Genomic DNA, 15,612 nt, shown 5'->3' on the forward strand with positions numbered 1-15,612 from the left:
AGTAGACACGCACGGTGGCTTCGTCGTCAAATGTGGACGACGGATTTTACACCACTACTTGAGACTTTAACTCGCGGATGTGGCCAATCCGCTGATTGTCGGCGAGATTCAGCGCCGCTTGCACAACCTGAAACTGGACGGGGTGTTCGACACGGGTACCCTCGAACAGTGGATTGAAGACAACCGCTGGTCGCCATACCCGCAGATGCAGTCTACTGAACGGCCGGACAAAGTCGTTTCCGCGCTGCTGCACGGACGGGTAGCCATTCTTGCGGACGGCAGCCCCTTTGCGCTTTTAGCCCCCGCCGTATTGATGTCGTTCTTTCAGACGTCAGACGACTACAGCCAGCGCTGGATTTCCGGCACCGCCATCCGCTTCATTCGTGTGCTGGCGCTTGCTCTGTCCATCTTCTCTCCTTCTTTATACATCGCTTTCACGATGTATAATCCGGAACTCATCCCGCTCAACATCCTGCTGCAACTGGCAGCAACCCGCGAAGGCATTCCGTTGCCCATCGTGTTCGAGGCCATCTTCATGGAGTTCATGGTGGAACTGGTTCGCGAGGCTGGCAACCGGATGCCGCAACAAATGGGTCAATCATACACCATCGTCGGCGGATTAGTCTTAGGGGACATTGCGGTTCAGGCAGGCATTGTAAGCCCGATGATGGTCGTAGTGGTCGGACTGACGGCACTGGGGGCGTTCGCCATCCCGAACTACGAGGCAGCCTTTGTCACGCGGATGATCCGTTTTCCGATGCTTATCGTGACGTCCGTATTCGGTATCGTCGGTACGGTGGTGTTTACGCTATTGTTGTTCGCCCACTTGTCCACGTTGAAATCGTTTGGGGTTCCGTATCTGACGCCCTTCGCCCAGGCAGCGTACCAAGACTGGTTAGATACGTTCATCAAAAGCCCAGAGCCACTCACCGCCATCCAACCCGCCACCTACTTCAGCGTGCGCGGATGGCTGCGGCGCCGACAGTACAAGCACGACCCGAAACGGCCATGATGGTGAAACAACGCAACGCCCAAGTGATTGCCATCCTCACGTTTGAGTGCGTGTTGGGTCCAGGAACGTTCGACTGGCTGCCATCTTGGATAGCCGATGCCAAGACCTGGTCCTGGGTACCGTTTCTCATCTATGCCTGCCTCTTGTTCATTTTGTTGTACATCCTGGTGGACCTGGTGGCCGTGACACAGGGCCGGTCGGTGCGCGCGGTCACCGTGTTCGACGCCATCCTGCCGGGACAGATAGCATGGATGTTGAACATGTTGCTTGGCATCGCCTTTGTCCTGTGGGCCGCGGCGTCCGTACGGTCAGGGATCCAACTAATCAAATATGTCGCGCTGCCCAACACACCTATGCTCATCCTGGCGAGCGTCGGGATGCTCATCCCGTTGCAACTGCTGCGCGGCGGATTGGACGCACTTCTCCGGTTCCAGACCGTGTTATTCTGGCCTGCCTTGGTGTTCGGTGTCGGACTGCTGTTGCTGTGTGTGCGCACGGCAGACCCAGGCAACCTGCTGCCGTTGTGGCCGGTGTGGTGGCACGGCGTCTGGGCAGCGTGCCAGCTCATCCCGCGCCTGTTGCCCGGCGTGTTGTTGTGTTGCGCATACGTTCCCGTCTTTCGGTGGGCTGGTGTATCGGCACAGGCGTTGCGTCACGCGGTCATGGCGGGAACGGCCAGCGTCCTGCTGCTGCAGGCCCTCAACCTGTTGATAGTGCTTGCTGACCTCGGGCCGTTCGAAGGCAGCAACCTGAACTGGCCCATCATCGAAGTCTTGCGCATGCAGAATTGGGGCAAATTAGATGTCATCTTCCTGTTGCCCGTTCTCGTGACCGTGTCCTCCATTGTCAATCTGTTCATTGTCGCGGCGTGCCGGATTGCGGTGTTTTACTGCCGGAAAAGGAGCATTTGGGTCGAAATAGCGGTTCTGGCGCTGGTGGTGTTGCTATGCGTTACGCCGCAAACGTACCTGGGCGTGATGCGCATGCTCTCGTTCGGCCTGATGGGAACGGAAGCTGCCCTGTTGCCGGCGTTGGTGCTCCTGTGGTCATGGGCGCGGCTTCGTCCGGCCCGATGGATAAGGGGGCGTGTGCCGTGACGCGATGCCGAGCCTGGCTTTACACCATCATCTGCTTCGCTTTGGCGGGATTGGTCACGGGGTGCTGGGATGGGGTCGAATTGCAGCGGCGAGCGGTCGTCTTAATGATGGCCATCGATCCCGCCCCAGATCACCCCGACTGGGTGGTGGTCAGTGTGCAGATTGCGCGACCGCAGCGCGCTCAACCGCCCTCCACCGGAGGCAGCGGCAGTACCAGCGGAGGCAACAAAGAGGACCGCCCCATCGCGGTGGTCAGCCGTGAGGGCAGGGACGTGGCGGAGGCGCTGCAGACGATTCAGCTGGCCATTAACCGCGTGCTGTTCTTCGGTCACCTGCAGGCGTTGGTCATCCACGAGCAGGTGGCGCGGCGGGGATTGGCGGCCGTCTTGAATCCCGTCGCCCAGTCGCGCGTGGTCCGGCGGCAGATTTGGATGTTTGTGTCGCGGGAACGGGCAGAACAGGTCGTCAATGCCTTGCCGGTGCTGGACGTCATTCCGGGCATGCATTTCACCAACCTGTTCCGCAACCAAATCATCTTGCGGCGGCAATATGACGCGACCATAGGCGGATTTCGCCAGCGCCTCGTCACGCCAGGGGTAGAACCGTATCTCTTGGGCATTGACGGCATGGATCCAAGACTGTCTGCCCCGCGCATTGTCGGCCTGGCGGTGTTTGCTGACGACCGCCTGGTCGGATGGCTGCCGGGAGACGATTACGTGGGATGGGCACTGGCAGACAGTCAATTCCCTCGCCTAGACCTCACCATCCCTTGCCCGCATGGCCATGGACAGTTTGTGGTGAATGTCACCCGGGTGCGCAGTCGGCTGCGCGTAATGAACCCGGACGCACCGCGGCCCAAGGCCGTCTTACACGTACACGTGCATGGCATGATTGAAGGCGGCCCATGTGTCCAGAAGGAACGAGAAGCCGATATCCAGGTACTCTCGCGGCAAGTACAACAGGTACTGGCCAAAATCATTGGTCAAAGCATCCAAAAAGCGCAACACCTTGGTACCGATGTATTTGGTATCGGTCGGCAAGTGTACAGGATGCATCCCAGCGCCTGGCATGGAGACGCTGCATGGCGGCAGACGTTTCCCCGCCTCCGCGTCATCGTCCAGGTGACCACCAGGCTCGACTACATGCAGACTTACCGGCAATCTGCACTTTTGTATGTGGATCACGAAGGGTGATGCGACATGATACCCCAATCAGGGCCTTCTGCCTCGCTTGCGGCACCTGGTACCCCAGGTATATGGGTATGGATTGCATGGATGGCTGCGGTTTGTATCGCATCATGGCTGGCCTTGGCAAGCCTTGCCCTGCTGGCCGCCCCGTTTTGGATACGGTACGTCATACGTCGCATCACGCATCGGGCCGTGTGGTTGTGGTTCACCGAATCATACAGCAAAAATCTCATGGAAAGCATCACGGCTCTGCGCAAGTTCGGCCTCGAGTGGACGGTGGAAAACGAACTACGCGCCCAAGACGGCCGTCCGTTGTTCAAGCCCATCGGTACCGCACGGCCGTTTCCACACTTTGACGGTCTGTTGTTTTCCCCTGCGCAGCTCCAGCGGCGGCCGCTCGATCACATCTCCGCCGTCTCCTTGGAGACCGTGGTAGGCAGGAGAGCGACAAGACCGATGGTGTTGTCCATGCCGGTGATGGTGACCGCCATGGGTTACGGTGTGGCGCTCAGCAAGCCGTTCGCCCGCGCCATCGCCCGCGGTTCGGCGATGGTCCAGACGGCGTGCAACACCGGCCAGGGCCCGGTCCTGCCCGAATTCCGCGATCTCGCCCATCGCTTGGTGATCCAATACCACGGCGGCGCTTGGCGTTCTCCGGCGGAGATGTTGAGCCAGGCGGATATGATTGAGATCCGGCTCGGCCAAGGCGCCAACGCAGGCTGTGGCACGGTGGTGCCGATGTCCGGCCTGCCGCCGGAGGTGCGGCACGACTTCGGCCTCCCCCATCCCGAGGACGTGGGATACATTCCTGCGGGCCTGCCTGAGGTGCAAAGGCGGCACGACCTCAAACGCCTCGTCCGCCAACTGCGCCAGATTGCCCGCGGCGCGCCCATCGCCGTGAAACTGGCAGCCAGCCACCATCTGGAACAAGACCTGCGCATGGCGGCGGATGCCGGCGCGGACGTCATCGTGATCGACGGTGCGCAAGGCGGAACCCATTCATCACCCGCCATTCTGGTCGACGACTTCGGGCTGCCCACCCTGGCCGCCCTCTGTCGCGCGGTCAAGTGGCTGCGCGCCGCTCGCTTGGACGGCGAGATCGACCTGGTCGTCTCGGGCGGCATCCGCACCCCGGGGGACGCGCTGAAAGCCATCGCGCTCGGCGCAGACGCGGTCTACATCGGCACCGCCGCCCTGTTCGCGACGATGCACACGCAGATCACCAAAGTCATCCCCTTTGAACCGCCGACGCAGCTCGCGTGGGCGGACGGCGCGTTCACGGCCAAATTCGATGAAGAAGAAGGCGCGCAAAGCCTGGCGAAGTTCCTCACTGCGTGGGCGGAGGAGATGCGCCTCGGCCTGCGCGCCTTGGGCAAGACGTCGTTGCACGATGTGGACGCAGCAGATTTGGTCGCCTGGCAACCGGAGGTGGCGCGCATCACAGGCCTGCCGCTGATCTAGCCACGACTAGCCGCGATAATACCGCAGGATAAGGGAATCCAGTTCCTGGCTGGTGCGGATCACGTCGGGATGCGTCAGGCAGCCCGCGCGCCGGCGCACCGTCTCGAACAGGGCGTGCCGCTTGATTTCAATCTCGACCGCGATGTACGCCCGCCCATCCGGCGCCACGGGCGGGGACCAGTAGTAACCTTGGCTCAGGGTGATCCCTGTCTCCCGCACCGCTGTCAGGTCTTGCCGGGTCTCGACGCCCTCCGCGATGACCACGCTCACCGCTTGGACTTGCCGTACCCATTCCGCCAATCCCTGGCGTCGCGCGGGTGCGGCGGACAACCCCTGGATGAGCGAACGATCCAGCTTCACAAACTCGGGTCTGAGCAGAGTGAAAGCTTTCAGGCTCGCGTGGTCCGTGCCCACGTCGTCGAGGGCGATGCGGACACCGAGCGCGCGCAGGCGCCTGACCGCTTCCCGGAGTGCGGCGGGATCGTAATCGACGTATTCCACAATCTCCACCACGAGTTGTTCGGACAGACCCCCCGTGAGCTGGCGGGCCACCGTTTCGAGGACCTGCACATACGCTTCATCCGTCAGACTGGAAGGGAGCACGTTGACAAACAGGGGTTTGGCGCGCACTTCCCGAGGAAAAGCGGAGAGATGCGTGACGGCGAGGATCAATGACAAAGCGTCCGCGCGAGCGGCACTTCCGCACTGATGGGCGGCGCGAAACCACACATCCGGACGCAGGGTTGTCCCGTGGAGGACGGGCCGGGCCAACGCCTCCCATCCGAACAACGCAGTTGCGGCGTGATCTACGATCGGCTGATAGACGATGTGCAGCGCCCCCCGCCGCAAGACCTCTTCCACCGCCAGGCAGGGGGAAATGGAATAGATTTCTTCAATTGGGTGAGATACCCCCCCCGAAGGGGATTTATGGAAACCGCAACCGGCATACGATGCCAATCCATACCCGCGTTCACTCCTGGTTCCGAATGCCGATGGGACAAGGAAGGCAACCGTCAGACAGTCCAGCCCGCAGTCCACGTACCATGGTGCATCGCGCGACGATGCGCTTATCGACATTGTCCGCCCTTATTCGACATTTGTCAACATTTCCGCTCGCCACAGGCAAACGGGGGTGACCCGCGCCGGCGCAGCCCTTTCACCATTCATTCACGTGCGCTTCGCCAAAAACACACAACCCTTTGTTATCTTGGATGACCACAAAACGAGACATTGTCAAAGCCATCCGGGACGTGAGCGCCGGCTTTGGCGCCACCGTGATCGCGGAAGGGATCGAGACGATGGAAGAGTTGCATGCGGTCCGGCAGTGCGGCGTGGAGTTCGGTCAGGGGTATTTGCTGGGGCGGCCCACGCCGTCATGCGTAGCGCCGCACCCGTTCCAACATGTCACCAGTTGAAGGTCGCCGCAAACGCGGCAAGGATCCTGCGCGTGGCCAGCGTAAAGAGGATGAGGACCGGGAGGATGACGATGGCGGTGCCTGCCGCCAACAGGTTCCATTGCATGCCGGATTCGCTGGCCTGTGCCATCATCGCCAATCCGACGACGACCGGCCGCGCGTTGTCGGTATTGGTCACAATCATCGGCCACAGAAAGTCGGTCCAATGGTAGGTGACCGAGACCACCGCGAACGCCAGCGCGGCCGGAATGGCCTGCGGAAGGTAGACGCGGCGGAAGATCCCGAACGTGCCGTAACCGTCCAACCGTGCGGCCTCTTCCAGCTCCCGCGGTACCGAACGAAAGGCTTGGCGGAACGAGAGCACGGCGATGCCCGACACCGTGTACGGCAGCATAACCCCGGCCATGGTATTGAGCAGATGGAGTGAGCTGAGCATGCGATAGTCTTGGATCATGACGGCGTAGATGGGAACGACCACCTGGAACAAAAAAATGAGCGTGATGACCGATTTCAACGGGAAGTCGTAACGTGCCAGCACAAAGCCGACCACCGCGCCGAACAGCAACTGGACGGCGAGCAAACCAAACACCATGACCAGCGTGTTCAAGTAGTAGCGGCCGAACGGCGCCACCTGCCACGCCTGCGCCAGGTTGGCGAAGGTGAACCCGAAGCGGCCGGCCCCGGCGAAAAACGTCTCATAGAGCACCCACAGGGTGGGAAACCCCCAGACGCACGCAACGAACCAGAGCACGGCTTGACGCAACCGTGCGCGCCATGTGCGCCTGGATGCAACATGGTGCGGCAGCGTGGAAGGCTTGCCAGGACGCATACCCAACGCCATGCCGTTCACTGCCAATGGAATGCCCTCCTTTCCAACACGATGAGCGACAACCCGGAGAGGGTCGAGAGGCCAATCATCAACAGCACGGAAAGCGCGGCCGCCGGGCCCCAGGAATAATAGTTGAAGCCGAGGTTGTACAGGTAGAACATCACCAGGTTGGTGCCGTTGTTCGGCCCGCCCTGCGTCATGGCGAACACCGGATCGACCGTCTCCACCGCGTACAGCACCGCCATCGTGGTGACAAACGCCAACATCGGCCGCAGGATGGGCAGGATGACCCGGCGGAAAGAAGCCCAACCGTACGGATCTTCTGTCCGCAGCGCCTCCCATACGTCAGGCGGGATCGCCTGCAGCCCGGCCAGCAGGAACAGGGCGAAATACGGCGCATACTTCCAGACGAACAGCATCACCATGACCAGGAGCGCGGTACCAGGATGGCCGAGCCAGTTCTCATGCCCGAGCCCTGCCCACCGCAGCAGCTGGTCCACCATCCCGAACTGCGGGATGAGAAAATACAACCAGATGTTCGCCGCCGCAATCATCGGCATCACCGTGGGCGAGAACAAGGCCACCAAAAGCGCGCGCGAACTTGCGGCCACCCGGCCGTACAAGAGCAGCGACAGCCCGAATGCGATGCTGACGCAGAGCACCACCGCCAGCACCGAGTAGACAGCGGTGTTCCAGAGCACCTGGTGGAACAGCGGCGAGGCGAACAGCGCTTGATAGTTCTTGCTGCCCGCAAACGCGACCGCATGTCCCCGGGCGTCGAGTTGGAAGAAGCTGTGATACAGTGTCACCCACAGCGGCCAAGCCACAAAGATGACGACGACGGCAGCGGGCGGCAAGACCAAGGCGTAGCGCAAACACCAGGCAAGGAGGGACCGCCGCGCGCGCAGAGGCGCGGCGGCGGCCGTCAGGGTGGTGGCGGTCGTGCTCATCCCCGAGGTCCTCCTCACTGCATGCGGTACGGTGCCAGGATGGCGTCCGCTTGCTGCTGTGCTTTGTCGAGCGCCGCAGCGATGGTCGACTGCCCGTCGATGACCGATTGGATGGCGCTGTCGATCACGTCGTACACCTGGTTCAATTGGTATGTGGAGAGCTCGGGCTGCGCATATGCCAACTGGTCCACCGGCACCTTCGCCTGCGGAACCTGCTTGATGTGCGCCTGCATCTCCGGCTGTTGCATCGCCTGCGGCGACGTGGGCACGTATCCGGTGCGAATGCTCCACCAAGCCGCCTGCGCCGGCGCGGACATCCACTTGATGAAGGTGAGTGCGGCCGCCCGGTGGTCTGCGGGGATGCCCTTGAAGAGGTAGAGGTCACCGCCACCTACGCCGGTGCGGTACTTGCTCTTGTACGCCGGCATGAACGAAACCCCGACCTGGAATTTGGCGTTTTGCAGGATGGACGCCATGCTGCCACTCGAATGGACAATCATCGCCGTCTTCTGGTTCTCAAAGTCGGTGGGCACGTTGTTCCACGGCAGGATGCCCGCGGGCATCACGTGATACTTATGAGACAGGTCCATCCAGAACTGCAGCGCCGTCTTTGCGGCGGCCGAGTTGAAGTACACGTGCACGCCGTCATTTCCGCCCAGGTTATGTCCCGCCTCCGTGGCGAACGGTTCAAACTCCCAGTACACCGTGCCGTCCGATGGAATCTCAATACCGGACATCCCTAGTTTTTGCAGCTTCTGGCCGTCGGCCACAAGCTCGCTCCAGGTGTTCGGACCGTGGCTTGGGTCAAGCCCTGCCTTCTTAAACGCATCCTTGTTGTAATAGAGGACCACGGTGGAACGTTGGAACGGGACCCCCCAGAAATGGCCCTGCACCTTGGGCTGAGTGAGCGCCGGATAGAAACCGCCCGCTTTCACCACATCGTCCAGCGGCTCAATGGCCTGCAGGTGAATGAGATCGAACTGGGCGGTGTGGTTGAGGACGGCGACATCCGGCGGATTGCCTCCCTGAATCGCGGTTTCCACCTTGGCCAAGGTCTGTTGATAGTTCCCCGAGAACACGGCGTTGACGTGGATCCCCGGATGCGTCTGGTTAAACCGGTTGACCAACGTCGTCATCGTCTGCGATAAGGGACCCACTACCCCCACCGGGTAGTAGAACGTCAACTCCACCGTATTGCGCTTGGCTGCGCTCGCTGCAGGCGCCATGGCCATCACGGCAGCCAGACCGGATGCGCTCACGAGCGCCGCCACGGCTTTGTACGGAGCTTTCATCATCAAGAACACCCCTTCGATATGGTTGTGTTGTCTGCATTCAACTTGAAACCCGCCGCAGCATCCATGGCTGCCTCAGCCGTGGATGCGGATGGACGCTCTTTTGTCCCATACCGAGTTCCCGAACGGAACAGCCTGCTGAAAATCGCCGTCGCGCGATGGTTCCTGATCCGCTGTTTCGCCCGCCCACTCGGCCAGCGTGCCCAAGAGAGCCGTGGACGCCGCATCGAACAAGTAGATCCGCGCGTGCGCCGCCGTAAACCGGAAGCGATCCCCCGGCGAAACCCGCGGGTGGCCGCTCCACTTCACCCGCCACTCCTCTCCGGCTGCAGACAGGGTGATCACCGTCTCCGAACCGAGATACTCGACCAGGTCGACCGTACCATCCACCCCGTCTCCGTTCTCCGTCGCAATGCGGATGTCTTCAGGGCGGATGCCGACGATGAGCGGCCGACCGGCCAAGTCGTCCGGCACAGGATGCGGCACAGAAAAACCACCGCCGGATACGGCAAGCCGCGCCGACCGTCCGTCTGCTTCCATCCGTCCCGGGATCAGGTTCATCGCCGGCGCGCCTAGGAACCCGGCGACGAACGTGTTGGCCGGGCGGTGGTACACCTCATGCGGCGTGCCCACCTGTTGGATGCGCCCGTCGTCCATCACGGTGATCCGGTCTCCCATCGTCATGGCCTCGACCTGGTCGTGCGTCACGAACACCGTGGTGACGCCCAACTGCCGTTGCAAGCGCAGGATCTCGGCCCGCATCTGGCCGCGCAGCTTGGCGTCGAGGTTGGACAGCGGCTCGTCCATGAGGAATACCTGCGGGTTGCGGATGATGGCGCGGGCAATCGCCACCCGTTGCCGCTGACCGCCCGACAAAGCCCGCGGCTTGCGTGCGAGCAGCGGTTCGAGGCCAAGGCGTGCCGCCACCTCGCGCACCCGTCGCGCCACGTCCTGTTTCGGTACCCTGGCCGCGCGCAGCGGGAAGGCGATGTTTTCAAACACGCTCAGATTCGGGTAGAGTGCATAACTTTGGAACACCATCGCCACGTCCCGCTTGTGTGGCGGCAGGTCGTTCACGCGCGTCGAGCCGATGAAAATGTCTCCTTGCGTCACGTCTTCCAGCCCGGCGATGCAACGCAAGATGGTGCTCTTGCCGCTGCCCGACGGGCCGACCAGCACCATGAATTCGCCGTCCTGCACGTCCAAACGCACATCGGCCAATACCTGCTGCGTCCCGTAGTGTTTCGTCACGCCCTGAAGGCGGACGGACGACATGCCGCTCACACCCCTTCCCGCAAACTGCGCACATGAATGAACCACGCCATGAGCCGGTTGGTGAGCATGCAGCATCCGGATGATCAAAATGCATGCTCCCACATGTCCGCACACGAACGTCCTTCCCGGCGCTAAGCCCAGTCTAGCGGCACTCTGTTCGATTTCAGGGGAAATGCTTTGAAGGGACCGTAAACATTGGGAGAAGACATGGTGAAAGGAGAAGGGGGTCGTTACATCCGGTCTATTCGACCCCATGCGGATGGTGCAAGACGCTCCTCTTGAAGGCCGTTTCCCCGCCCCGTAACTCCCGCAACGGGTAAAACGTGCCGCGCCAGATAAGACCCCCGCGCCGGTACGCAAGCCAGGCGGCGCGGGCGTACGTCCACGCAAACAGGAGCACCGCGCCCGGCCAGAGCAGGCAGGCAAGCCAAGGCATGGGCACCACCGGCCGCATCAAGCCGTACAACACGGTGATGAGCGTCACCGTGTACAACCACCACGGCCAGGCCGGGCCCCCCGTGAGGCACCCGACCACAGGCCCGTCGTACAGCACGAGATAGACGAACATCGCCAAGAACAGAAGCCATGGCCGGTAGCCCACGGCGGCAAGCGGACTTTTTTCCAAGCCCCGGACCATCGCCGGCAAAGAAGGGTACCAGGTCACCTCCGCGCGGTCTTCCGCGCGCAGCAGGCGCTGGCGCACGCCCGCCCGCTTCAACAGTTTCCCAAGCGCGGCGTCATCGTCAGGCCTAAGGCGGATGGCGGCATGGCCGCCGAGGCGTTGGTACACGTCGCGCCGCACCATGTTGAATGCGCCAATCCCGGCGTAGGCACGCCGCCGCGGCCGCCAGGCACTCTGCGGGCGAATGAACAGGACCAAGGTGAGCACGAACAAGGCAGCCAGTGCCCTCAGCCACCCCCCGGAGAGCGGCACCCGCGGCGCCAGCGTCAAGTGGCCGAGCCCCTCGCGCTCCGCATACGCCACCGCCTCCGCGAGCGCCTGCGGATGCAAGCGGACATCCGCATCGAGAAAGACCAGCCACCTGCCGTGCGCCTGCAGCGCGCCTTGCCACAAGGCGTGGTTTTTGCCAAGCCACCCGGGCGGCAATGCCGCAACCTTCACCCCGCGCACGCGAGCGTCTCGCGCCATCCAGCGTTCGATGCACGCCCACGTTTCGTCCTGCGACCGGTCGTCGACGACAATGACCTCCATCTCCCGCAGCGCCTGATCCGCCAAGGCCACCAGCGTCGCCGGCAGGTTGTCCGCTTCATCCCGCGCCGCGATCACGACGCTCACCCGCGGCTCGCCCTGCCTCCCGGAACCGGCAGCGGCAGGCGGGGCGACGGCGGACAACTTCGGCACACGCACCAGGTCCCACAGGCAGAGGAATGCCAACCCGGTCCAAAACAGCGCCATCCCGCGCGCCAACCACGCGCTCCACCATCCGATTTCCACCATATGCAAAACAGCAAGCCATCTCGCCCAAACCATGTGCACCGCTTGGTCATCTCCACACGTCCATGGCATCCCCGCACCGCTCAGGTCAAGAGCGCCTCTTGCTCCAACGTGCCGCCCCGCGCCAAGAGGGCGTCCACCAGCGGATGCGCCCATGCGTAACGCGGGTCGGCGCGCAGACCCTCCAGCCGGCGTCGGTACGCCGCATCGAACGGCTCGAGCAGGTCCGCGTACGCCGCCAACAACCCTGGCTCCATGCGCCAAGGCTGTGCGTCCGGCCAGCAGGTGTCGCGCAGGTGCTGCAGGATGAGGATCCCTCCGTAATCCAAGTCACCCCAGTGCAGCAAACACGGTGTCCCGTGCTGCCAGGCGGCGCGAAGGCGGCGGAGGAATTCCCGCTGGCCCGGGCTGGCGAACCCGCCGAGGAACACCACCACCTCATCCGCCCGCCGCTCCCGGCGTACGTACTCGCGGTAGTTCGCCTTATTCTCAATGGTGATGACGCGCCGGACGGGCAGGTCGACGACCATGAGCTCCGCCACGTCGGCCGCATCCAACGCCAGCCCGGCCGGAAACGCGCCCGCGTCCACCACCGGCCCGGCGCGCAAGCGAAAGCGCAGCGGTCCGCAGAAAGCGATGAGGTCATGCGTCACCTCGAGCCCAAGCTCGCGCAAGAGCACCGCGTCGTCCGCATACGCCTCCGGCGCCACTCCCCACACGGGCAGGGCGTACCGGCGGACGAGGCTCACGAGGCGGGCCTTGACATACCGTTCAAACGCCTTGCTGTCGCCCAGGCACCGCTTCGAGAACACCCGCACCGGGACAGGTGTGCCGCCTTGCTGCATCAGTCCGGAAAGCACCGCCAACAGCCGCCGCACCTCCGCAACCCCGCCGGGCATCCCATGGGCAGGCGCCCGGCCCGCGCGCAGGGCGGGCAGCACCTCTTCCAGCCAGCGGTCCAACCATGACCAACCTGGCGGCAATGCGTGCGGCAACGAGGCCCGCCAGGCCATGAGTTCCCCGGCCACCTCGGCGAGCACGTCGCGCACCGGCCGCCGGCCGAGCAGGCGGTACGCCGCCGCCACCCCGTCGGGTGTCAGGTACACGCGTTCGAGCAGGTTTCCTTCTTCAAATTTCACCCAGCGCAGCGCGATCACGCCGTCCGCTTCGAGCCGCGCCAGGTCGGCGTGCAGCGCCCGGCGGGCGGCGGGATCGAGCGTGCCGGCGAGGTAACCCGGCACAACCTCGTCGGTCATCCGCACCTGGATCCGGCGCGCCGGCCGCGACGGACCGTCCGCGGCACCGCCTTGCGCCTGCCCCCGGCTGCGCTCCAAGCGGTCGAGCAGCTGGTGGAGCACCGCCTGCGCCAGCGGCGACAACCGGTTATCCGCCGCCCATCCTTCGCTCACCGTGCCACCCCGCTCTCTTCGCGCGCCAAGACTTCAAACGGGGCGACGCGCGTTTCCGACTTGATCCGCTGCACCACCACCGTCCGGTCCACGCACGGGACGATGTCGGCAATCTTTTCCGTCGGTGCGGCGAGCACCACCTGCAGCTTCAGGTCGCGCGCGAGACGGATGCTGTCGCGGATGCGCTGGTGGTCCATCTTGCTGTACGCCTCGTCGAACACGATGAGGCGCAGCGTGTTGTCGAACCCCGGCTGGTGCACGCGGTACAGCTGCGCGAACGATGCCAACACCGCAATGTAAAACGGCGTCTGCGTCTCGCCGCCCGACCGCTTGGCCATCACGCGCGACAGGCGGGACTGCCGGCCTTCTTCATCGCGCACGATGAGATCGAAATCGAGGTAGGTGCGGTAGTCGGTGAACTTCTTGAGGTTTTGCTCCAACTCCGTCTGGACCGCCGGGTCGCGTTCGTCCACATCGACGATGTGGCGGAACAGCTCCTCAATCACCTCGCCGTGCTTGTCGAGGAACGCCTGGGAAAACAGGCTGCGGCCCTCGAGCAGCATCTCGTCCATGATCATCCGGTAGAACCGCTCGTACTGCGGATTGGGCGAGACCTTGAACTCATAGCGCTCCCGCCCGCCGAACGAAATGTCGCGCAGGGCGTGGTTCAACTCCCGGATCTGCTGGTCCACCGTCTCGATGTGGCTGCGCAACTTGTTGATGAAGTCCTCCTGGAACTGGATCTCCGCCCGCCGCTTCGCCTCCGCGATGTGTTGCGCGTACTCGGTGAGCTGCGTGTCCTTGAGCCACTGCAACTCCTTGCGGTACGCCTCGTGGTCACGGCGCTGGATGTCGAACCCGGCGCCAAACGTGCGGTTGTACGCCTCCCGCTGCCGGAGCAGGTTGCTCCAGTGCTCCTCCGCCCGGTTGCGCTCCACCGCCTGTTGGCGGCCGAAGTTCGCCTGGATGGTCTCGGGCGTCTTGAGCCGCGCCAGCTCCTGTTGGTAGCGCGGCTCGCCGGTCTGCGCAGCGAAGGCGGGATCGAACGCGGCGGCGATGGCCTGGCGCTGCGCCGTGACGGCCGCCTCCGCCTGCGGCAGCTCCACCGACGCCAGCCTGTCCCGCTGCGCCGACAACCGCCCGCGTTGATCGCGCAGCTCATCCAGTTTGCGCTCCAGTTGGACGAGGCGGGCGTCGCAGCGCCGGATCTCCTCCTCAATCTCGCTGAGGCGGGCCAGATCCAGCTGGCCCAACTGCGCGAGGACGTCCCGGTACGCCCGGCGCAGGCCGTCCAGTTCCCCCACGCCCTGCGCAAACTCCCGCGCGGCCAAAAGCTCGGACGCCGCGGGTGCGGGCTGGCGCGCCCACTCCGCCAGTTCGGCCAGGCGCGGCCGCCAGGCGCGAAGGGAGGCTTGCACCTGTTCCAGGCGGCGCAGCTTCTGCGCCAGTTGCTGCTCAACCGCCCGCTTGCCGATGAACAAGGTCGCCCACCGTTCCGGGTTGAGCTGGCGCGCCACGTAGTTTTGGTACAACATCCCGTCGCGGGTGATGGCCGTGCGGTGGCGGCGCAGGTCGTCGACGTGATCGCATTTCATCACGCGGCCGAGCAGGTAATCGGCGTACGCGCGCGCGTACGGGTCGTCGGTCACCACTTCCTCCGCGAGCGATCCCGGCTGGCACACGGGGCGTTCCGCCATCACCTTCTCGATGTCGACGAGGCCGACGTCGTGGATGGCCTGCGCCTGCTTCACCTCGTCGTAGATGCGCAGCGCGGTGCCAAAGTGCGCCGGCGGCACCAGGAGGTAAAAGCGCTGGGTGTGCAGATACCCCTCGATGGCCGGCTGCCACGACGGGTCGCGGATGTCGAGCAGGTCGGCGAAGATGTGCACCCCGGCGGATGACCGCAGGTGGTCGCGCAGCACGTCGCGCAGGGCGAGCACCTTCGGGTTGTACTGCTTGATGCCGCGCCGCAGTTCGGCGATGGCCCGCTCGAGGTCCTGCACCTCCCGCTCCCACGCCTCGACGACGTCGCGCAGGAGGCGCTGGGCTTCCGCCAGCCCTGCCGCCGCCTCCTGCAGGGACGCGGCCGCGGCGGCGAGGACCTCCGGGTCGGGCACCGCCGGCACCTCGCGGTCGAGCAGTTGGTGCTGCGCCCAACCTGCCGCGCGCGGCCAGGCGGACAGCCCCCGCTGCACCGCCGCCAGCGCCTCCTCCATCCGCTCGCCGCAG

13 protein-coding genes are annotated in these 15,612 nt (G+C 63.9%); 5 read left to right on the forward strand and 8 right to left on the reverse strand.

Annotation, left to right across the window (positions count from 1 at the left end; translation table 11 throughout):
- Positions 1-79: 79 nt before the first annotated feature.
- From IEX97_RS11650 to IEX97_RS11665, 4 genes are all read left to right on the forward strand, one after another.
- Positions 80-1,012, forward strand: coding sequence for a spore germination protein (locus tag IEX97_RS11650; RefSeq protein WP_229776860.1), 933 nt, complete (start codon positions 80-82; stop codon positions 1,010-1,012).
- Between the two features lie 2 nt (positions 1,013-1,014).
- Positions 1,015-2,109, forward strand: a complete 1,095-nt coding sequence (locus IEX97_RS11655; protein ID WP_188883207.1) for a GerAB/ArcD/ProY family transporter — start codon at positions 1,015-1,017, stop codon at positions 2,107-2,109.
- The gene (locus IEX97_RS11660) at positions 2,106-3,302 is read left to right on the forward strand and encodes a Ger(x)C family spore germination protein (protein WP_188883209.1); all 1,197 of its coding nucleotides are present in this window, start codon (positions 2,106-2,108) and stop codon (positions 3,300-3,302) included. Before IEX97_RS11655 ends, IEX97_RS11660 begins: the two co-directional genes overlap by 4 nt.
- A gap of 225 nt (positions 3,303-3,527) precedes the next feature.
- On the forward strand, positions 3,528-4,757 hold the full coding sequence (locus IEX97_RS11665; protein WP_229776861.1) for an FMN-binding glutamate synthase family protein: 1,230 nt from the start codon (positions 3,528-3,530) through the stop codon (positions 4,755-4,757).
- Between the two features lie 6 nt (positions 4,758-4,763).
- Here IEX97_RS11665 and IEX97_RS11670 read toward each other — a convergent pair whose 3' ends face one another.
- Positions 4,764-5,606, reverse strand: a complete 843-nt coding sequence (locus IEX97_RS11670; protein ID WP_188883211.1) for an EAL domain-containing protein — start codon at positions 5,604-5,606, stop codon at positions 4,764-4,766.
- A 362-nt stretch (positions 5,607-5,968) separates the two neighbouring features.
- Between IEX97_RS11670 and IEX97_RS11675 the strand changes: the two genes are divergently transcribed.
- Entirely contained in the window at positions 5,969-6,172 is a 204-nt protein-coding gene (locus IEX97_RS11675) for an EAL domain-containing protein (protein WP_188883213.1), read from the forward strand.
- On the opposite strand, the gene IEX97_RS11680 is transcribed toward IEX97_RS11675, so the two are convergent.
- The 7 genes from IEX97_RS11680 to IEX97_RS11710 all read right to left on the reverse strand — a co-directional run.
- Positions 6,162-6,923: a carbohydrate ABC transporter permease gene (locus IEX97_RS11680; RefSeq protein WP_229776862.1), complete on the reverse strand. Its 762-nt coding sequence runs from the start codon at positions 6,921-6,923 to the stop codon at positions 6,162-6,164. The two genes, IEX97_RS11675 and IEX97_RS11680, sit on opposite strands and share 11 nt — an antisense overlap.
- A 95-nt stretch (positions 6,924-7,018) precedes the next feature.
- Positions 7,019-7,951 carry a carbohydrate ABC transporter permease gene (locus IEX97_RS11685; RefSeq protein ID WP_188883217.1) on the reverse strand — a complete coding sequence of 311 codons (933 nt, stop codon included), beginning with the start codon at positions 7,949-7,951 and terminating at the stop codon, positions 7,019-7,021.
- 14 nt (positions 7,952-7,965) lie between these two features.
- Positions 7,966-9,246 (reverse strand): ABC transporter substrate-binding protein, encoded by a 1,281-nt coding sequence (locus IEX97_RS11690; RefSeq protein ID WP_188883219.1) that lies wholly within the window; start codon positions 9,244-9,246, stop codon positions 7,966-7,968.
- A gap of 72 nt (positions 9,247-9,318) precedes the next feature.
- Entirely contained in the window at positions 9,319-10,518 is a 1,200-nt protein-coding gene (locus IEX97_RS11695) for an ABC transporter ATP-binding protein (RefSeq protein WP_188883220.1), read from the reverse strand.
- 241 nt (positions 10,519-10,759) lie between these two features.
- Positions 10,760-12,010 carry a glycosyltransferase family 2 protein gene (locus IEX97_RS11700; RefSeq protein ID WP_229776864.1) on the reverse strand — a complete coding sequence of 417 codons (1,251 nt, stop codon included), beginning with the start codon at positions 12,008-12,010 and terminating at the stop codon, positions 10,760-10,762.
- Between the two features lie 47 nt (positions 12,011-12,057).
- The gene (locus IEX97_RS11705) at positions 12,058-13,383 is read right to left on the reverse strand and encodes a Wadjet anti-phage system protein JetD domain-containing protein (protein ID WP_188883223.1); all 1,326 of its coding nucleotides are present in this window, start codon (positions 13,381-13,383) and stop codon (positions 12,058-12,060) included.
- A partial coding sequence (locus tag IEX97_RS11710; protein WP_229776863.1) for an SbcC/MukB-like Walker B domain-containing protein occupies positions 13,380-15,612 on the reverse strand: 2,233 nt, incomplete at its 5' end. The genes IEX97_RS11705 and IEX97_RS11710, both read right to left, overlap by 4 nt.

This window comes from Paenalicyclobacillus cellulosilyticus, assembly GCF_014647315.1.
Classification (GTDB): domain Bacteria; phylum Bacillota; class Bacilli; order Alicyclobacillales; family Alicyclobacillaceae; genus Alicyclobacillus_J; species Alicyclobacillus_J cellulosilyticus.